Here is a 17,611-nt window from a genome sequence, read left to right on the forward strand (position 1 = left end):
AGAGCGACGTCATGGTGTCTTTTCAAAAAGACCGCAGTTGTCAGTGTCGAGACAGTTCCGAAGAACCGTCGCTAGGACACCGCCGCCTGCGTTTCTCTTTCCAGATCAACGATTTCAAAGACCCAGGAACCGGAGGACCGGCCCCACCGTTTAGCGCCCGGTTACGGCGGAGGCGGCGATGTAGTCGCCTCGGTTTTCCGTGTCAAGCAGTTCTTTCGAAGAAGAACCTCTTTTCAGCGGCCCCGCCCGGAGGCGAGGGAGGCGCTGTTTAGCGCCTCATTTTTCTGCGTCAAGTGGTTCTTTTTAAAGAAGAACCTCTCTCTGCAATCCCGCCCCGGAGGGCGGCGGAGGCGGCTTCCTAAAGAGGCCGCCGATCCGTGTCAACCGGGCTTTTTGAGCCATTTTGCGGAGACTGAAATCCGAGGACTTCGGGCCGCAAAAAACCGTCTGGAAAGCCGAGAGGCTTGCCTCTGTTTCGTCCGACGATTCGATTGGAGCGCGGAACCTAACCGAAACACCTTAAGGAAGCAACCCGCTTTCGCGACTTTCTTCCCGGGGAACCGTGGGAGACTTTCGTCTCCGCGGCCCCGGCGGCCGGCCCGTTTCCGAGCGAGGCGGCGATATACGCAGCGGCCTTTTGGACCGCAACCCGATTCCTTCAGATTCTCGAACTTTCTCGCAGAGTCCCGGTCGGCGGGCGGTGTTTGGTCCTGCCCGGGCCGGCCCTCAGCCCGCCGCGATATAGGTCCGGAGCGATTCCGCTTCCTGGGTCGCTTCAGCGATCTGGCACTTCACGACATCGCCGATCGAGATCACCCCGGCCAGGCGACCCTCCCGCAGCACGGGCAGGTGCCGAATCCGCCGGTCCGTCATCCGCTCCATCAGAATCCCGACGGTCTCTGCGGGACCCGCGAAGACGATGTCGGCCGTCATGAAGTCCGAAACGGGTCTCTCGAGCGCCGCCCCGCCGTCCCGGGCGATCGCCCTGACCACGTCGCGTTCCGACAGAACGCCGACGGCGCGGTCTGCGTCGCAGACGATCAGCGCGCCGACCTTGAGTCGGTCCAGTTCGCCACAAGCCTCGCCCAACCGCACATCCGGGCGGATGCTGTATACGGCGTCGCCCTTGTCCTTGAGAATTTCGGCGACCAGCATCGCGGCTCCTCCCTCTCTATATAGAGCGCGGCCGCGGATGGACCGCTTCAGGACGGAGGGTCGCCCAGATCGGGCGGGGAAGCAAATGACGTCCGGCGTGAGCGGAACAGGCGTACCCAGGGGCCGATCAGCAAGGCGCCCGCAATAAATCCGAACGCGTGAGCTTCCCACGCCACCCGCGCCCCTGCGGAGCCGGGAACCAGTCCGATGAGGCCCACGGCCAGATTGACCGCCATCATGACCGCAGCCATCAACAGGAAGCGGCGGTCGGTCAGCGGGCGCAGGGTCCCATCCCTCCGTCCGAGCAGGCGGAAGGCCGCCCCCATCAGTCCGAACACGGCGCCCGAGGCGCCGACCAGAGCGTCATAGCTGTCGGGATGGACGAGCCCGTACCCAACCGCTCCCGCCAGTCCTGTCACTATATAGAAGGCGAGAAACCCGAGGACGCCCCGCGCACGCGGCATCAGGCGGGCGACCGGCGGGCCGAAGGCGAAGACGCCGGTCGCGTTCATGGCCACGTGCGCCCATCCGGCGTGGACGAACATCGAGGTGAACAGTCCAGGCCACGCCTCCCCGCGCCACAGCGAGGCCGGCTGAAACGCCAGCGACAGCCCCCCGTCCGGCGCCCGCGTCTGCAACCAGAACAGGATCGGCAGAGAGGCGGCCAGAATCACCGCGACCGCAGGGGCCTTGAAGATCGGTTCGGAGGACGGCTGGTCGGTCAGGGCAGGCTCCGGGGAGGGCGGCGACGAATATCCAAGGATGGCAAGTGGTTCTTAATAACCATGATCCAGATTGGCACGTGGGTTGATTAACGTCCCGTAGACTATGTTCGCGTGTGGAGGTTCGCCGTGACTATCCGGCTCAAGACCATTCCCGCCCTTTTGGGCCTCCTGGCCCTGGCCGGGCCAACGGCGGCGGCGGCCCAGTCGGCCGGATCCTCCGGCATGGGGACCTATCAGGCCGGCTATGGCGGCTCGCGCTATACCACCGCCCGCCCCCAGACCGGCTCGACCCGCGACCAGAACGGCAACCGCCTGATCGTCGACGGCATCATCCAGGCCGGCGCAAGCAGCTATTCCAGCGCCTCCGGCGGCGTCTCGTCGAGCTTCTCCGGAGTCGGCGGCGGCGCGAACGGCGGCACGGCCATCGGAGGCTCCACGGCGATCGGCAACAGCCTCAACGTGGTGGTCCAGGGCAACCACAACACGGTCATCGTCAACTCCACCCAGACAAACAACGGCAACGTCACCGCCGGAACCAGCCTGAACGGCGCCCTGAGGCTTCCATGATCCACGGTCAGACCGCCCGGCGCCTCAAGACCGCCGTCGCCGCCAGCGCCATCGCCGCGCTCCTGGGGGGCTGCATCTCCGCGTCGGCGGGCCCCGACGGGACCTACGCCACGCCGATCGGCAACGCGCCGGTGACGGCCAACCCGACCCCCTATTCCGCCGCCCTCTACTGCATGGCCGACTACGCCCGGCGATATGACCTCCCCTCCCCGCGCATGGCGGTGGGCCGGATCGCCGACTACACCGGCACGGTCTCGGCCGACGGCGGCCGGCAGGTGACCGGCGGGGCCTCGCTGATGGCCATGACCGCCCTCGCCAAGTCGGGCGCGCGGATCGTCGAACGCTACGACACCTCCGTTTCCGAAATGGAGCTGCGCTACGCCAACAACCGGCTTATCGGCGACGCCGGTCCCGGCGGCGAGGACGACGTCCAGTACCGCCGCATCCTCGCGGGATCGGTGCCCGGCACGGACTTCTACATCATCGGCGGCATCACCGAGGTGAACTACAACATCCGCTCGGGCGGCTTCGACATGGCCGCCGGCCAGGCCAGCACCCAGACGCCGCTCTCGACCGCCTTCGCCGGCAAGGCCTTCGTGATGAACATCGCCATCGACCTGCGGCTGGTGCAGACCACCACGCTCGAGGTCGTCGACGTGGTCTCCTACCAGAAGCAGATCATCGGCCGGGAAATCTCGGCCGGCGTGTTCGACTTCCTGAACGGCAACGTCTTCGACATCTCGGCCGGCGAAGGCGGGCTGGAGCCTGTCCAGCTGGCGGTGCGGGCCCTGATCGAGCGGGCGACCGTCGAGTTCATGGCCAATCTGTACGGTGCCCCCGGCCCGGAAATCTGCCTGTCGGCGGGACCGGACCCCCTCGGAGGCACGACCGGTCCGACCGGCGGCTACTATCCGGCTTATCCCAATACGGAAACGAACAATGGCGAAACCCGCGCGGATCCGTCTCGCTGGCACGATCGCCGCGACGGCGATTTGCGCCGCAGCCGCTACTGAGGTTGCCGCGCAGACCCCGCCTCCGGCCGGGACGGTCGTCCTGAACGAACAGCTGCAGCTGGGCGACGTCTTCTCGCACCAGACGCTGAACGTCGTCGACGCTCAGGAGCAGGTCACCGTCAGCACCTCGGCCCAGGGCAACAGCGCCTCGGGCGCGATCGAGAACGGCTCCATCACGGTGCAATCTGACCAGGACATGCGGGGCGACGCGGTGGCCAGCACCGACATGACCCTTGGCGGCGACACCTATGGCGTGGTGAACGCCACCACCCAAGCCCAGGGCAACTATCTGGCGGTCAGCGCCTATGATTCGGACCTGACGGTTGATGCGACCCAGTCCAACACCGGCGGTCTGGTCAGCGCCACGTCGCAACTGGGCGACGACGACGCCCGCCTGCTGGGCGGCGCCTATATCAACGCCTCGGCCATCTCGAATACGGTGGCCATGTATGGCGAGGGCTCGACTGTCGGCGGCGCGATCGACCAGTCGTCATCCGCCACGGTGCGGGCCTACAACCGCATCGAAACCCAGTACATTCCCGCCGAGGCGGTCGTGGACAGCCAGGCCATCGTGAATGCCATCCAGCTGACCAGCGGCCAGACCTCCGGCCAGAACCTCGCCATCGTCCAGACGTCGACGGGCGACTTTGTCGAAGCCGAATCGAGCGCCAACGCCGGCAACGCCTGGGACCTGGCGGGTCGCGCCCGCGCCGCCGCCAACCAGGCGGTGCTCTATAATGAGGGAGGATCGGTGGTCGTGGACTCGCGCCAGGACAACACCGCCTTCGTCCGCGCCGCGGCCACTACCACCGCCTACGACTACGGCCGCGCCGAGGCCCATGCGCGCGGCGCCGCCAACGAGCTGTCGGTCGGCAACAATGACATCTACGTCGAGATCGACAACAGCCAGTTCAACTCGGGCGGCGTCGACGTGACCGCCACCTTCTCGGGCACGAACGGCTATGATGTCTACGTCGGAGCCGATGCGGTCGGAAACAGCGTCACCGGCTACGCCTGTTCGGACTGCGAGGGTTATCTCGAGGCGCGTAACAGCCAGACCAACAGCGGCGACGTCTCGGCCGCCGCGAACACGACGGTCGCCGGCTCGACCCGGGCCGTGATCACCGGCGCCAACGCCGTCGGCAACTCCGCCAGCTTCTATGTCTCGCGGCCTTCACATTAATCTTCCGTAACTTGAGCGGCCGTTCCGTGTCGCTGAAAGGTTGTCAGGGGCGTCGGCGGTCCAGGATCGCGCCCCTGAAACTTGTCCGGCGCGGCCCCGAGCGGGAGCTTTCGCGCCCATCGGAAAGAAGCCCGTACATGCGTTCCCCCCGTCGTCTGCTCCTCCTCGCCGCCGCGTCCGTGGCGGTGCTGACCGCAGCCTCGCCGGCCCTCGCCCAGGCGCAGCCGAACGAACCGTGGGCCCAGAGCGCCAGCGACGTGCCCGCCGACGCGGACGTGCGCTTCGGCCAGATGGCCAACGGAATGCGCTACGCCATCATGCGCAACGCCACCCCGCCGGGCCAGGCCTCGCTGCGCCTGCGCATCGACGCCGGCTCCCTGATGGAGAATGAAGACCAGCTCGGCCTGGCCCACTTCATGGAACACATGGCCTTCAACGGGACGACCAACATCCCGGAGAACGACCTTCTGCGCATTCTGGAGCGGCTGGGTCTGGCCTTCGGGGCCGACACCAACGCTTCCACCGGATTCGACCAGACCGTCTATATGCTGGAGCTTCCGCGGACCAACGATGAGACTGTCGAGACCAGCCTGCGGATTATGCGCGAACAGGTCTCGGAGGCGCTGATGGCGCCCGAGGCCGTCGACGCCGAGCGCGGCGTCATCGTCGGCGAGGAACGGCTTCGCAACACGCCCGGGCTCCGCTCCGTAAAGGCCCAGTTGGCCCTGCTCGCCCCCGGCCAACGGATTTCGCAGCGCCTTCCGATCGGCGATCTGGAGATCATCCGCACCGCCCCGCGCGAGCGCTTCGTCGAATTCTATGAGGCGTACTACCGTCCGTCCCGCGCGACGATGGTCGCCGTCGGCGACTTCGACGTTGCGGAGATGGAAGCGAAAATCCGCACCGCCTTCGAGAGCTGGGAGCCCAAGGGCGCGGAAGGGCCGGAGCCCGACCTGGGCACGGTCGCGCCCCGCGATCCCGAGACCCGCATTCTGATCGAGCCCGGCATCCAGTCGTCGATCCAGCTGAACTGGATCAAGGCGCCCGATACCGATCCGGACACCGTAGTCGAGCGGCGGGACAACCTGCTGCGCAATCTCGGGGTCGCCGTGCTGAACCGTCGTCTGGGCGAGATCGCCCGCGCGGATAACCCGCCCTTCATCTCCGCCGGCGGGGGACAGTCGACCCTCGCCGAGAGCCTGGACATCGCCACGGTGACCGCCCAGTTCAATCCCGGGGAATGGAAGCGCGCGCTTGAGACCATCGAGCAGGAGCAGCGTCGCCTGGTGCAGTTCGGCGTATCCGACGCCGAGCTGCAGCGCGAGATCACCGAGACCCGGACGGCGCTGGAGAACGCCGTGGCCAGCGCCGCCACCCGCCGCACGCCTGCCCTGGCCAACGGCCTCGTCGGCGCCGTCAATGACGAGCGCGTCTTCTCGTCGCCCCAGACCAACCTCGATTTGTTCAACGCCTCGGTCGAAGGCCTCACCGCAGCCCGGGTGAACCAGGCCCTGCAGCCAGTGTTCGAAGGCGGCGGCCCTCTGGCCCTCGTCGTCACGCCGGTTGAAATCGAGGGCGGCGAAGCCGCCGTCACGGCGGCGCTCGAAGCCTCGCGTCAGGTTCAGGTGACCGCCCCCGCGGCGCAGGCCGCGCTCGACTGGCCCTATGCCAGCTTCGGCCCGGCCGGCGCTGTCGAGGATCGCCGCGAAATCCCGGAACTGGGCGCGACTGTCATCACCTTCGGCAACGGCGTCCGCCTGACCGTCAAGCCGACCGACTTCCGCGACGAGCAGATCCTCGTCAGCGTCCGTACCGGCATCGGCGAACTTGGCCTGCCCGTTGACCGGTCGGACCCGCAGTCGCTGGCGCCGCTGGTCTTCACCCAAGGCGGTCTCGGCAAGCTGACGGCGGACGAAGTCAGCCGCGTGCTGAACGGCCGCATCTATTCGGCGGACTTTGGGGTCGATAGCGACACCTACAGCCTGTCCGGCGCGACCCGGCCGCAGGACTTCGGGCTCGAGATGCAGGTTCTGACCGCCTACCTGACCGATCCTGGTCTGCGGCCCGCGCCGTTCCAACAGATCAAGGCCTTCTTCCCGCAGATCATCGCCCAGCAGATGGCCACGCCGGGCGGCGCCTTCCAGCTGCAGGCGTCTGGTCTGCTGGCCCGCGGCGACAAGCGCCAGTCCTTCCCCGGCGCCGAGGATGTCGCGGCCTGGACCATCGAGGACATGCGCGCCGGCGTGACCCGGGGCCTCGCCTCGGGTCCGATCGATGTCATTGTCGTCGGTGACGTCACCGTAGAAGACGCCATCGCCGCCGTCGCCCCGACCTTCGGCGCGCTGCCCCCCCGGGGGCCGGACGCCCCGCCGGCGCCCGGCGCAACCGAATTGCGATTCCCCGCCGGCGTGGCGGAGCCCGTTCGCCTGACCCACACCGGCCCAGCCGAACAGGCCCTTGCCTATATCGCCTGGCCGACCACCGACGCCGTCGACGACCGGACCGAAGCGCGTCAGGTCTCGATCCTGTCCGAGGTGCTCAAGCTCCGCGTGCTTGAGGAAATCCGCGAGAAACAGGCCCTAGCCTACTCGCCCGGCGTCGGCGCCAGCGCCTCGGACGTGTTCGAGGGCTACGGCTCAATCTCGATCACGGCCCAGACCGCTGCGGACACGCTGCCGGCTTTCTACGCGGCGGTCGATTCGATCGTGACCGGTCTGAGGGACGCGCCGGTCGAGGAGGATGAGCTGAACCGCGCCCGCCTTCCGGTGATCGAATCGCTTCGCCGCAACCAGGCGGGCAACGAATACTGGCTGGGCCAACTCGCCGACGTCGCGACGAGGCCGGAAGACGTCGAACAAACGTTGACCCACATCTCCGACCTTGAGGCGATCACTCCGGCCGACATCCAGCGTCTGGCGCGCCAGTACCTGCGTGCAGATACAGCCTGGCGCGCAACGGTCATGTCCTCGCAGTCGACCGACGCCGCCGCAGCGGCCCAATAAGAGGACGAAAAAAGGCCCCGGTCCTTGCGGATCGGGGCCAGTCGCTTCTCAGGATCGTCGACAGAGCCGACGAAGACACCCTACCGATGGCGGGATGACGCCGGGCTGAATGCCGGTGTCGGGTTCCGCGTCAGAATACCCGTCCGCCGACGCCGCCATCCAGGGTCATGGACGCGCCCGACACGGCGACGCCGGCCTCTTCGACCACTTCCTCGCGGTACTCGGTGTAGATCTCCTCCCGGACCATGGTCAGGATCTTCACGCCGGCGCCGTAGCGGCGCAGCAGCGAACGCTCGTTGCATTCGCGCTCGGCCCTCTGGGCGCGGCATTCAACCTGGCCTCCACGGCCGTGCCACAGGGCCTCGCCCTTGCGACAGTCCATGGTCTCGCCATGCCCGAATTCCGCATCGCCGGTGTACTCGGCCCAGGAATACTGAAGCCGGGTTCCGGCAAGGCACCGGTACAGTTCGCCCTCATAGTCGCCATGGACGTCCCGGTCCGGCCTTACCTGCGAGGCCGGGTGCGGTACGTTACGATCATCAATGCAGAAGGCGCGGATAACCACCCGCTTCTCCCAGCGTCGACGCGCCTCATAGGGCACCCGGATGATCTGGCGGACACGGGCGCCCTCGACCGTCAGGCCGTTGATCGTGGTGGGATAGGGTTGGTCGACCGTCACATAGGCGGAGCCGCCGCCGGAAACCCAAACGCTGCCTCCGGCACGGGCGTTAAGGCCGGCCCGGCTGCGGGCGCCGGCCTCGGCGCTGGCGTTGACGTTCACATTGACATTGAAGTCGCCGCCGCCGCCGCAGCACGGCGGCGCCGGCGGTTGCTCGCAGCACGGCGGCGGAGGCGGGGGCGGCGGAGGCGGGGGCGGAGGCTCGCAGCAGGGCGGCGGCGGCGGCGGGCACACCGGCCCGCATTGCGCCGCGGCGGTTCCGGCGATCGCCGTCACGACGACGAAGGTCGCCACGCCCGGCGTCCAGTTCATGATCCGCACCCGCATGGGCCGACCTCCAGGTCAATTCGCTCGCGCCCGCGCAATTCGCAGGCCGCTCCAGCCCGCATCTCACCGCAAAAGCCTTTCGTTTCCGTTGCTTTTCGCCCGGCCCGCTCCTTGCGGGCAGAGCGGCCAGAGGCCCAGGCGATGTTTCACCCTGATACGCAATTCCTGATCGACCACTGGACGTCCCTGGCGGGGCGCCCCGAGTCGCGTGGAGGAATCCCAAATCGCGCGGATGTGGAACCTGACGCCCTGGGCCTGCGCCTGCCGCGCGCTTTCGTCGCCCGTCGGACGGGTGAAGACGCCATCATCCGGTTGGCAGGAAGCTGGATCGAAGGTTTTCACGGCGAGGCCCTGAAGGGTCACTCCCTGCTGTCGCTCTGGCGCGCCGCGTCCCGGCCTCTGGTGTCCACTGCCCTGACCCAGACGGTCCGCGAGGGGCGGCCGGTCGTGGTCGTGGCCCTCGCCGGCGCCATCGCCACCCAGATCGAGGTCACCCTGCTGCCGCTGCGCGGCCCCTCCGGCGAACCGGACAGGCTGCTGGGGCTCTATGCCCCCGCCGCGACCCTGACCCTGGCGACGGATGAGCCACGACTTCTGACCGCCCGGGTGTCGATCGGCGTGGGCGAGGCCGCGCGGGCGCCGCTTAGCCTCGCCGCGCTGCATGGCCGTCGGATCGCCTGACCAGCCCTGTTACATGATGTCAGCCCCGACAGAGGGCTGATCCCTTCCCTCCCCTCACCGGCCATGCATAGCCTCATCCTCAGCCTTTGGCCGGGGGGGACGCCAATGCACATGACCATCACTGAGGTCTTCCTGATCGCCATGCTGATCATATTCAGCGTGCCGTATCTCGTCTGGCGGGTGTTCAGAACCGACTATTGGGCTCCGCTGGTCGTGGTGCAGATCATCGGCGGCATCCTGCTGGGGCCCGGCGTTCTCGGTGCGGCCTTCCCCGACTATTACGGCTTCGTCTTCACCAAGGAGGTCGTCACGGCTCTGAACGGGATCGCGTGGTGGGCGGTGATGATCTTCGTCTGGATCGCCGGAATCGAGCTGGACCTCAAACAGGCGTGGAAGCACAGGGGCGAGACCGGCGTCACCGCGGGTCTGGCGCTGGCCGTACCCCTCGGTTTCGGCGCCATGGCCGCCATGACCATGCTGGCCACGAGCCCGGGCTGGGCCGGGCCGGCGGGTCAGACCTGGCAGGTAGTGCTGGGCATCGGCATGGCCTGCGCCGTCACCGCGCTGCCGATCCTCGTCCTCCTGATGGAAAAGCTCGACATCCTGCGGCAGCCGCTGGGCCAGCGGATCCTCCGCTACGCCAGCCTGGACGACGTCGCCATCTGGGGCGTGCTGGCGCTCATCCTCCTCGACTGGGAGCGCATCGGCCGGCAGGGAGCCTTCCTCGTCGGCTTCGCCGCCGCGACCATCGCCATCCGCATGATCATGCGGCGGATCCCACGGCCGGACCGGTGGTACGTATCGCTGATCTGGCTGGCCGCCTGCGGCTTCGCCGCCGACTGGGCGGGCCTGCATTACATGGTCGGCGCCTTCCTGTCCGGCGCCGTGCTGGATTCGGACTGGTTCGACCAGAAGCAGATGGACCAGTTCCGCCACAACATCCTGCTGGCCGTAATGCCGGTGTTCTTCCTGTCCACCGGCTTGCGCACCCAGTGGGACGTGGGCGGCCTGATGGTCTTCGGCGCGGCCGCGCTGCTGCTGGTCGCCTCGGTGGCCGGCAAGCTGCTGGGCATCCGGATCGCCGGCAGGATTCTCAAATGGGAGAAGGGCGAGGCCTCGATCATCGGCTGGTTGTTGCAGACCAAAGCCCTGATCATGATCATCTTCGTCAACATCCTGCTCGACAAGCAGATCATCACCAATGAGACCTTCACCGCCCTGCTGCTGATGGCGCTGGCCTCGACGATGCTGACCATTCCGGTGGTTGCGCCCAAGCTCCGGCGCCTGTCCGGGCTGCTGACGAAAACCAGTTAGCCAGCCGGCGTCAGATCGCTGACATAGCGCTTCCAGTTCTGCACATAGTGGGCGGCCGAGGCCCTGAGCGCCTCGATCTGTCCCGACTCCAGCGTCCGCACCACCTTGCCCGGCTGACCCATGACCAGCGAACCGTCGGGGATGACCTTACCCTCGGTGATCAGGGTGTTCGCGCCGATCAGGCAGTTCTTGCCGATCCTGGCGCGACCCAGCACCACTGATCCGATGCCGATCAGGGTGTTGTCGCCGATCTCGCAGCTGTGGAGCATGACCATATGCCCCACGGTCACGCCGTCGCCGATGGTCAGCGGTTCGCCGGGATCCGAATGCAGTACGCTTCCGTCCTGGATATTGGTGTCTCGCCCGATCGTGATCGGATCGTTGTCGCCCCGAACCGTCGCGCCGAACCAGACGCTGGCGCCCGGCTTGAGAATCACGTCTCCTATGACGGTCGCAGTCGGCGCGATCCAGTATTCGCCCTGAGGCGGTAGCTGCGGTTGCTTGTCACCGAGACCGTAAACATTCATCACAACACCGTCATTTCTAAAGAAAACAAGGGCTTTAAGCTCTCGTAAACCACGCTAGCATCAGAGTGTAGATGCGATTCGGGGTCGCCATTTCGGTCCCGAGTCCGAAGCCGGATCAAGCCCGGTCCGGCCAGACCCAGGAGAGCGCGCGTGACGCGTTCTGGTCGGCGGGTATTCCCGCTGGAAGTTGGACCTTCCTCCGACCCGGGCGGGTGCGTTGCATCCTCTGTCTCCCTCCTCCCCACCTTCGTTCGAGGCGATGCTTTTACGGCGTCGCCTTTTTTCATGCCCTGGAGGCGTCCATGACCAAGCGTGCGGCAATCAAGCGTCAGACCCGTGAAATGTCCCGTGAACACGGCGTTCTGGATTCGCGACAATTCATCGAGGACGCCAAGGTGCGGCGCCTTCCGACCCACGCCGGCTGGTCGCCCTATCCCTCCAATGACGATCGGGACCAGGCCTATCTGAAAACACTCAAGCCGAAGTCCGACGGCCAGGCCGAGCTGATGACCGCCATCGACCATCACAACATGGTCCTGGCCCTCGGGCCCGCAGGCACGGGCAAGACCTATCTGGCCGTCGCCAAGGCCGTCGAGGCGCTCGAGGCGGGCAAGGTCGGGCGAATCGTCCTGTCCCGCCCGGCGGTTGAGGCCGGCGAATCGATCGGGTTCCTGCCGGGCGACATGGAAGACAAGCTCGCGCCCTATCTGCGCCCCCTCTACGACGCGCTGTCGGACCGGTTGTCGATGAAGCGGGTCAAGGCGCTGATGGCCGAGGGCCTGATCGAAATCGCGCCGATCGGCTATATGCGCGGCCGCACTCTGAACAACGCCTTCATCGTCGTCGACGAGGCCCAGAACTGCACCTACGTCCAGCTGAAGATGCTGCTGACGCGGCTGGGCTGGCACTCGACCATGGTGGTGACCGGCGATCCGCAACAGTCGGACCTGCTGCCCGGCATCTCCGGCCTCTCGGACATCGCAGAACGGCTCGGGCCGGTGCCGGACATCGCGGTGGTGCGCCTGGCCGAACAGGACATCGTTCGCCACCCGCTGGTGGCCAGCATGATCGGCGTGCTCTGACGGATCAGGAGATCAGGCCGTCGCGGGATTCGGCGCGGCGGCCTCTTCCTTCGCCAGGGCGATCCCCTCCGGAGACCCGCTCGCCGGCGGCCGGGGCCGGGCCCCGATCCGGTCGATGAAGGCGAATACAAAGGGATTGAGCGAGATCGACAGCAGGGCCGCGGCGAGTATCAGGTCGCGCGTTTCCGAACTGATGCCGCCGAGACTGACCCCCAGAGCCGCGAGAATGAAGGAGAACTCCCCGATTTGGGCGAGGGCGGCGGCGACGGTGAGGCTGGTCGCGCGGTCCAGCTTGAAGATGGCCGTGATGGCCAGGGCGGCAAGGGACTTGCCCACGATGACGATCCCGAGCACGCCAAGCACCGCCAGCGGCTCGCGCACGAGGATGGTGGGGTCGAACAGCATGCCCACCGAGACGAAGAACAGCACCGCGAAGGCGTCGCGCAGGGGCAAGGACCGCTCGGCCGCATTGTGCCCCAGCGGCGAACTGTTCAGCACAAGCCCGGCGAGGAACGCCCCCAGCGCAAACGAGTGGAACAACTGATAGGCGGCCCAGGCGATGCCGAGGGCGATGGCCAGTACGCCCAGGGTGAACAGTTCGCGCGACCGCGTGTGGGCGATCCGGATCAACAGCCACGGCAGGACCCGGGTCCCAACGACCAGCATGAAGGTCACAAAGCCGGCCACCTTCAGCAAGGTCCATCCGATCGACTGCGCCAGCGCAAGGGCGCTCACGGTCTCGCCCGTACCCGCGACCAGCAAAGGCAGGATGACGAGAGCGAGGACGATCACGAGATCCTCGACGATCAGCCAGCCCATGGCGATACGGCCGACCTCGGCCTTGACCTGTTTTCGCTCCTCGAGTGCGCGCAACAGCACAACCGTGGAGGCCACCGACAGGGCGAACCCCATCAGCACGGCTTCCAGATCGCCCATGCCCATCAACCGGCCCATGCCCCAGCCGAGGCCCGTGGCCGCGCCGATCTGAACGAGAGCGCCCGGGATAGCGATCTTGCGGACCTTCATGAGGTCGACCAACGAGAAATGCAGCCCGACGCCGAACATCAGCAGGATGACGCCGACTTCCGCCAGTTGCGGCGCCAATTCCGTGTCCGCGACAAACCCCGCCGTGTACGGCCCGACGACGACGCCCGCGACCAGATAGCCGACGAGCGGTGAAAGCTTCAGCCGGTTGGCCAGCATCCCGAACACGAAGGCCAGCACAAAGCCGCCGACCAGGGTGAGAATCAGGCTGTCGGCATGCGGCATCGGCGCTCCTTGCAGCGGCGGGGGGTCTCGGCGGGGAGACCGGACATTTGAGGGCTGCCGCGCTCCGGCGCAAGCATCGTCGCCTGATGCAACCGCGCGACACGATTGCCCCTTCGCGCCCGCCGCCTAGGCTGCTAACCGGACGGTCTCACCTTTCAGCGACCCGAATGAAAATCCCACGCATCGCCCTGGCCGCCTACGGCTTCGCCATCCTGATCGTCGTCGTCGACCAACTGACCAAGGCCTGGGTGCTCTCCGGCCTCGACCTGCGCGAGATGGGCCGCGTGGCGGTCTGGCCGCCCCTCTTCAACTTCACCTGGGTCGAGAACCGGGGCGTCAGCTTCGGCCTGTTCGGCGACGGTTCGGCGCGGTGGATGCTCAGCGCCTTCTCCATCGTCGTGGCGGGGATTCTGGGCTGGTGGGCGCTAAAGGCCGACCGCCGCCTGCTGGTGACCGCCATTGGCCTGATCATGGGCGGCGCGGTCGGCAATGTGATCGACCGCATCCGCTTCGGTTTCGTGGTCGACTTCCTCGACTTCTCGGGGACCGGCTTCTTTCCGTGGGTCTTCAACGTCGCCGACAGCGCCATCACCATCGGCGTCGTCCTGCTCATCCTTGACAGCGTCCTTTCCGAAAGGGCCGCCAAGGTTGGCGTGGCCGCTGAAAAGTCGTAATCAGCCGCTTCCTCTAGGGTTTACGCGCGCGCCTTCTGGCGCGCCCAGCCGAGATTGACCATGCGCCTTACCCGCACCGCCGTCCTGACCCTCGCCGCATCGGCCCTCGTGCTGGGCGGGTGCAACTCGGTGCGCAACAGCATCGGCCTGACCAAGGTCACTCCGGATGAATTCCTGACGGTCTCCACCGCCCCCCTGACCGTGCCGCCGGAATACGGCCTGCGCCCGCCGGCGCCGGGTCAACCGCGTCCGCAGGAACTGGCGCCGGAGTCGGCCGCCCGTCAAATCCTCCTCGGTCAGCGGCAGGCCGTGACCCGTTCGCCCGGCGAGCAGATCCTGGTCGCCCAGGCCGGCGGCGACCGCGCCGATCCCCTCGCCCGCTATGTGGTCGACGACGAGTTCGGCGATCTGGCTCACAAGGAAGAAGGCTGGGCCAACCGCATTCTGTTCTGGCGCCGCGACGACGCCGCCTCCCAGGCGCCGACCACCAGCCAGACCGCCAACGGCGCGGTGACCATCGACGCCGCCAGCGAGTACGCCCGGCTTCAGGCCCTGACCGGCGGCCGGGCCGGCATCGTCATCGCGCCGCGCCGCGACACCGGCTTCAAGCTGCCTGGTCTGTAGGATCTCAGGCCTTTGCGGCCCCGGCCCTGAGGCCCCGCTCCGCAAGGGCCACGACGGCGACTCCGCCGATGGTGAGGGTCGCCCCGGCGAGGATCTGGGCCGTGAGCACATCGCCCATGAACAGCCAGCCGATCAGGATTGAGACTACCGGCGTGGCCAGCAGATAGGGCGTGACTCGCCCGGCTTCGCGCTTCTGGACCAGCCAGAAGACCAGTGTGGTGGCCAGCACCGACGACACCAGACCCGCCCAGATGACGCAGGCCCAGACGAGGGCGTCGGCGTCGCGGATCGCCTGCATCTGCCCCTCTTCGAAGACAGCCGAACCGAAGGCCAGACCAGGCAGGGCCACGAGCGCCAGCAGGCCCTGCATCTTCAGCGGAGGAATCGAGGTCGTCCGTCGGGCAATCACCGTCGTCATCGCCCAAGCGGCGCTGGCCGCGATCCCGACGAGGATGGCCTTCCAGTCCGCGATGGCGTGAGGATCCAGCGTCATCCAGGCCACGCCGAGGAAGGCGACACCCATGCCGATCAGAGCGAAGCGCGATAGCCGCTCCCCGAGGAGCAGAAAGGCGAACAGGGCGGTGAACGGCACCCACAATTGCGCTGCAACCGAGACCGGGCTCACGTCCTGCGCCAGCCAGAAGGCCAGGTAGATCAGGCCATAGTGGATCGGTCCGCCGAGCCCGACGATGATCAGCAGGCTCTTCCAGTTCGGAAACGGCGGCCGCACAAACGGAATCAGGCAGGCGGCGGCGATGCCAAAGCGGAGCGCGCCGGTCAGCAGCGGCGGCAGGGTCTCGGTCGCCTGTTTGGCCGCCGCATTATTGACCCCCCAGATCACGACCACCGCAATAATGGCGGCGATCTCGACGAGGGAGAGCGGACTGTGCGGCTTGTCGGGCGTGATCACCCGGATCGATTAGCCCGCGGCGCGGCTTGAGGCGATGACGCGAGGCCACACTTTGCATTTCCGAATGTGGCTCAACCAACAAATCGACTGGCGCGTCCGGGCGGGGCGCGGAGGCCTGACCATCCACGCCCTTCCATCGGGACGCCCTGCCTCCTTGTCGTCAGAACGGGATGTCGTCGTTCAGGTCGTAGCTTTCCTTCGGGCCGCTCGGCTTGTTGGCGCCGCCGGTCGAGAAGCCGGACGAATAGTCGTCGTCGCCGCCCCGCGAGGCGCCGCCGCCGTCGCCACGACCGCCCAGCATGGTCAGTTCGCCCCGGAACTTCTGCAGCACGATCTCGGTGGTGTATTTCTCGACGCCGTTCTGCTCGTATTTACGGGTCTGCAGTGAGCCCTCGACGTACACGGTCGAGCCCTTCTTCAGATAGTTCTCGGCCACCTTGACGATGTTCTCGTTGAAGATGACCACGCGGTGCCACTCGGTCTTCTCCTTGCGCTCGCCAGTGGCCTTGTCGCGCCACTGCTCGGACGTCGCGAGCGACAGGTTCGCGACGCGTTCGCCCGAGTTGAGCGTGCGGATCTCCGGGTCCTTCCCCAGGTTGCCGACCAGAATGACCTTGTTGACGCTGCCCGCCATCATCGAATTCCTTTTCTGGGCCTGACGTGCATCGCCCTAGGCCGGTTGATTTTCCTGTCCGCAACCTAGCCGATTGCGGACGAATGTTCCAGTTTTGTTCGCTATTGGCCCGTGGCCGGCGCGGGCGCCGGTTCGACCGGGGCCGCCACGCCGATCGGCCGACCGGACTCATCCCTGACGATCGCCCCGGGCACCGCCAGCCGTCCGTCGCCGGTCCGGGCCATCAGGATGAAGCGCGACCCGTCCAGGGACTTGCCGATCCACACCCCTTCCTGGTCGAGGAAGATGAATTGGCCCTGGTAGGCGCCCGTGATCTCTTGCCGGCTGCCGCCTTGGCGCAGGAAGTGCAACCGCATCTCCTCCAGCCGCGCCGCGCAGTGTTCGATCTGCGGTTGGTCCTCGGCCAGCTTGTTGAACGCCGGGGCCTCACCTTCGGCGCCGCGCTCCACGGCGAAGCAGACGCCGGGTTCGAACGGAGCCTCTACCGCCCCGCTGCAGGCCGCGAGGGCCAGCACGCCAGCGCCGATTGATAGAACAAGGGGTGCGCGGGTCATCAACGGAGGTCCGGAAATTGGCAGCTGCGGTCCTGTTCGACCAAGGTGCGGAAACGGCTGTTGTCGGACGATTGCTCGACGCGGCGGGGCACCAGCCGCAGGGTCGTGTTGCCCCAACGACCGTACTGGGCGTCCCCGGGGCGAACGCAGGTGCCCGAATACAGGGCCTGGACGCAGGCGTTCAGGCTCATGTTCGAGGAAAGAGCGCGCCAGTCGGAACCGGTATGACGCAGGCATTGGGCGCCTGCTGCGGACTCGACCGCCGGCTGCTCCGCCTGGCTGGGCTCCGGGAGTCCCGGATCCGTCTGGGGCTCGGCCACGGCCATCTCGACAGGTGGTTCAATCACCGGTGCGGCCGGAAGGGCGACCAGCGCCCCCGTCTCATCGACGCCCACGTCCAGCGCATCCGTGGCCAGGCCATTGCGTCGCGCACAGTCCGCGAGGGTGGCCATGCCGGCGAACTGGCCGTCGACATAGCAGCGCAACTCGCGGGTCGTGTTCAACTCCGGGGCGTCGGAGACGTCGACCGTCAGCCCGCCCTGGGCCGCCGGCGGCGGTGCAGGGTCGCGCTCGCGCCCGGCGGAAAACAGCAACGCGATCACCACGGCGGCGACAACCGCCACGCCGGCGCCTATGGCGATAAGGATGCGATTGTCCTGGGGCATGAAGGGCTCGCGCGGCTGGGGAGTCC

Annotated in this window: 18 protein-coding genes; 9 read left to right on the forward strand and 9 right to left on the reverse strand. The window is 67.1% G+C overall.

Annotation, left to right across the window (positions count from 1 at the left end):
- Positions 1–726 precede the first annotated feature (726 nt).
- Both V6M45_RS00550 and V6M45_RS00555 read right to left on the reverse strand, forming a co-directional pair.
- On the reverse strand, positions 727–1,155 hold the full coding sequence (locus V6M45_RS00550; protein WP_332653254.1) for a CBS domain-containing protein: 429 nt from the start codon (positions 1,153–1,155) through the stop codon (positions 727–729).
- A 47-nt stretch (positions 1,156–1,202) separates the two neighbouring features.
- A complete protein-coding gene (locus V6M45_RS00555; RefSeq protein ID WP_332653255.1) occupies positions 1,203–1,829 on the reverse strand; it encodes a rhomboid family intramembrane serine protease in 627 nt (208 codons plus the stop codon).
- Between the two features lie 177 nt (positions 1,830–2,006).
- On the opposite strand from V6M45_RS00555, the gene hfaA reads away from it, so the two are divergent.
- From hfaA to V6M45_RS00575, 4 genes are all read left to right on the forward strand, one after another.
- Positions 2,007–2,447 (forward strand): holdfast anchoring protein HfaA, encoded by a 441-nt coding sequence (hfaA, locus tag V6M45_RS00560; RefSeq protein WP_442880509.1) that lies wholly within the window; start codon positions 2,007–2,009, stop codon positions 2,445–2,447.
- A complete protein-coding gene (gene hfaB, locus V6M45_RS00565; RefSeq protein ID WP_332653257.1) occupies positions 2,444–3,460 on the forward strand; it encodes a holdfast anchoring protein HfaB in 1,017 nt (338 codons plus the stop codon). Before hfaA ends, hfaB begins: the two co-directional genes overlap by 4 nt.
- A complete protein-coding gene (gene hfaD / locus V6M45_RS00570) occupies positions 3,387–4,643 on the forward strand; it encodes a holdfast anchor protein HfaD (RefSeq protein WP_332653259.1) in 1,257 nt (418 codons plus the stop codon). The genes hfaB and hfaD overlap by 74 nt, the downstream gene beginning before the upstream one ends.
- Positions 4,644–4,780: 137 nt before the next feature.
- A complete protein-coding gene (locus tag V6M45_RS00575; RefSeq protein ID WP_332653260.1) occupies positions 4,781–7,645 on the forward strand; it encodes a M16 family metallopeptidase in 2,865 nt (954 codons plus the stop codon).
- 130 nt (positions 7,646–7,775) lie between these two features.
- On the opposite strand, the gene V6M45_RS00580 is transcribed toward V6M45_RS00575, so the two are convergent.
- Complete coding sequence (locus V6M45_RS00580; RefSeq protein ID WP_332653261.1) at positions 7,776–8,651, reverse strand: hypothetical protein; 876 nt, start codon at positions 8,649–8,651, stop codon at positions 7,776–7,778.
- A gap of 141 nt (positions 8,652–8,792) precedes the next feature.
- Between V6M45_RS00580 and V6M45_RS00585 the strand changes: the two genes are divergently transcribed.
- Together V6M45_RS00585 and V6M45_RS00590 are read left to right on the forward strand one after the other, a co-directional pair.
- A complete protein-coding gene (locus V6M45_RS00585; RefSeq protein WP_332653263.1) occupies positions 8,793–9,332 on the forward strand; it encodes a PAS domain-containing protein in 540 nt (179 codons plus the stop codon).
- A 111-nt stretch (positions 9,333–9,443) separates the two neighbouring features.
- The gene (locus tag V6M45_RS00590; protein ID WP_332653264.1) at positions 9,444–10,646 is read left to right on the forward strand and encodes a cation:proton antiporter; all 1,203 of its coding nucleotides are present in this window, start codon (positions 9,444–9,446) and stop codon (positions 10,644–10,646) included.
- On the opposite strand, the gene V6M45_RS00595 is transcribed toward V6M45_RS00590, so the two are convergent.
- The gene (locus tag V6M45_RS00595) at positions 10,643–11,173 is read right to left on the reverse strand and encodes a gamma carbonic anhydrase family protein (protein WP_332653265.1); all 531 of its coding nucleotides are present in this window, start codon (positions 11,171–11,173) and stop codon (positions 10,643–10,645) included. The two genes, V6M45_RS00590 and V6M45_RS00595, sit on opposite strands and share 4 nt — an antisense overlap.
- A gap of 290 nt (positions 11,174–11,463) precedes the next feature.
- Between V6M45_RS00595 and V6M45_RS00600 the strand changes: the two genes are divergently transcribed.
- Positions 11,464–12,255 (forward strand): PhoH family protein, encoded by a 792-nt coding sequence (locus tag V6M45_RS00600; protein WP_332653345.1) that lies wholly within the window; start codon positions 11,464–11,466, stop codon positions 12,253–12,255.
- Between the two features lie 12 nt (positions 12,256–12,267).
- Here the strand turns inward: V6M45_RS00600 and V6M45_RS00605 are convergent, their stop codons facing one another.
- Positions 12,268–13,524, reverse strand: a complete 1,257-nt coding sequence (locus V6M45_RS00605; RefSeq protein ID WP_332653266.1) for a cation:proton antiporter domain-containing protein — start codon at positions 13,522–13,524, stop codon at positions 12,268–12,270.
- A 167-nt stretch (positions 13,525–13,691) separates the two neighbouring features.
- Between V6M45_RS00605 and lspA the strand changes: the two genes are divergently transcribed.
- Together lspA and V6M45_RS00615 are read left to right on the forward strand one after the other, a co-directional pair.
- On the forward strand, positions 13,692–14,198 hold the full coding sequence (gene lspA, locus V6M45_RS00610) for a signal peptidase II (RefSeq protein ID WP_332653267.1): 507 nt from the start codon (positions 13,692–13,694) through the stop codon (positions 14,196–14,198).
- Between the two features lie 60 nt (positions 14,199–14,258).
- Complete coding sequence (locus V6M45_RS00615) at positions 14,259–14,822, forward strand: DUF3035 domain-containing protein (RefSeq protein WP_332653268.1); 564 nt, start codon at positions 14,259–14,261, stop codon at positions 14,820–14,822.
- A 4-nt stretch (positions 14,823–14,826) separates the two neighbouring features.
- Here the strand turns inward: V6M45_RS00615 and V6M45_RS00620 are convergent, their stop codons facing one another.
- From V6M45_RS00620 to V6M45_RS00635, 4 genes are all read right to left on the reverse strand, one after another.
- Positions 14,827–15,732: a DMT family transporter gene (locus V6M45_RS00620; RefSeq protein WP_442880511.1), complete on the reverse strand. Its 906-nt coding sequence runs from the start codon at positions 15,730–15,732 to the stop codon at positions 14,827–14,829.
- Positions 15,733–15,892: 160 nt separating this feature from the next.
- Positions 15,893–16,366 (reverse strand): single-stranded DNA-binding protein, encoded by a 474-nt coding sequence (gene ssb, locus V6M45_RS00625; protein WP_259554499.1) that lies wholly within the window; start codon positions 16,364–16,366, stop codon positions 15,893–15,895.
- A gap of 101 nt (positions 16,367–16,467) precedes the next feature.
- Positions 16,468–16,920, reverse strand: coding sequence for a hypothetical protein (locus V6M45_RS00630; protein ID WP_332653270.1), 453 nt, complete (start codon positions 16,918–16,920; stop codon positions 16,468–16,470).
- Positions 16,920–17,585: a hypothetical protein gene (locus V6M45_RS00635; RefSeq protein WP_332653271.1), complete on the reverse strand. Its 666-nt coding sequence runs from the start codon at positions 17,583–17,585 to the stop codon at positions 16,920–16,922. Before V6M45_RS00635 ends, V6M45_RS00630 begins: the two co-directional genes overlap by 1 nt.
- Positions 17,586–17,611: the final 26 nt, after the last annotated feature.

The organism is Brevundimonas sp. (assembly GCF_036676055.1).
Taxonomy (GTDB): Bacteria; Pseudomonadota; Alphaproteobacteria; order Caulobacterales; family Caulobacteraceae; genus Brevundimonas.

Bases quoted from the DNA above. Each gene is read 5' to 3' on its own strand.
- V6M45_RS00550 (WP_332653254.1), bottom strand. From the start codon at position 1,155: ATGCTGGTCGCCGAAATTCTCAAGGACAAGGGCGACGCCGTATACAGC.
- hfaB (WP_332653257.1), top strand. From the start codon at position 2,444: ATGATCCACGGTCAGACCGCCCGGCGCCTCAAGACCGCCGTCGCCGCC.
- hfaD (WP_332653259.1), top strand. From the start codon at position 3,387: ATGGCGAAACCCGCGCGGATCCGTCTCGCTGGCACGATCGCCGCGACG.
- V6M45_RS00575 (WP_332653260.1), top strand. From the start codon at position 4,781: ATGCGTTCCCCCCGTCGTCTGCTCCTCCTCGCCGCCGCGTCCGTGGCG.
- V6M45_RS00580 (WP_332653261.1), bottom strand. From the start codon at position 8,651: ATGCGGGTGCGGATCATGAACTGGACGCCGGGCGTGGCGACCTTCGTC.
- V6M45_RS00585 (WP_332653263.1), top strand. From the start codon at position 8,793: ATGTTTCACCCTGATACGCAATTCCTGATCGACCACTGGACGTCCCTG.
- V6M45_RS00590 (WP_332653264.1), top strand. From the start codon at position 9,444: ATGACCATCACTGAGGTCTTCCTGATCGCCATGCTGATCATATTCAGC.
- V6M45_RS00595 (WP_332653265.1), bottom strand. From the start codon at position 11,173: ATGAATGTTTACGGTCTCGGTGACAAGCAACCGCAGCTACCGCCTCAG.
- V6M45_RS00605 (WP_332653266.1), bottom strand. From the start codon at position 13,524: ATGCCGCATGCCGACAGCCTGATTCTCACCCTGGTCGGCGGCTTTGTG.
- lspA (WP_332653267.1), top strand. From the start codon at position 13,692: ATGAAAATCCCACGCATCGCCCTGGCCGCCTACGGCTTCGCCATCCTG.
- V6M45_RS00615 (WP_332653268.1), top strand. From the start codon at position 14,259: ATGCGCCTTACCCGCACCGCCGTCCTGACCCTCGCCGCATCGGCCCTC.
- ssb (WP_259554499.1), bottom strand. From the start codon at position 16,366: ATGGCGGGCAGCGTCAACAAGGTCATTCTGGTCGGCAACCTGGGGAAG.
- V6M45_RS00630 (WP_332653270.1), bottom strand. From the start codon at position 16,920: ATGACCCGCGCACCCCTTGTTCTATCAATCGGCGCTGGCGTGCTGGCC.
- V6M45_RS00635 (WP_332653271.1), bottom strand. From the start codon at position 17,585: ATGCCCCAGGACAATCGCATCCTTATCGCCATAGGCGCCGGCGTGGCG.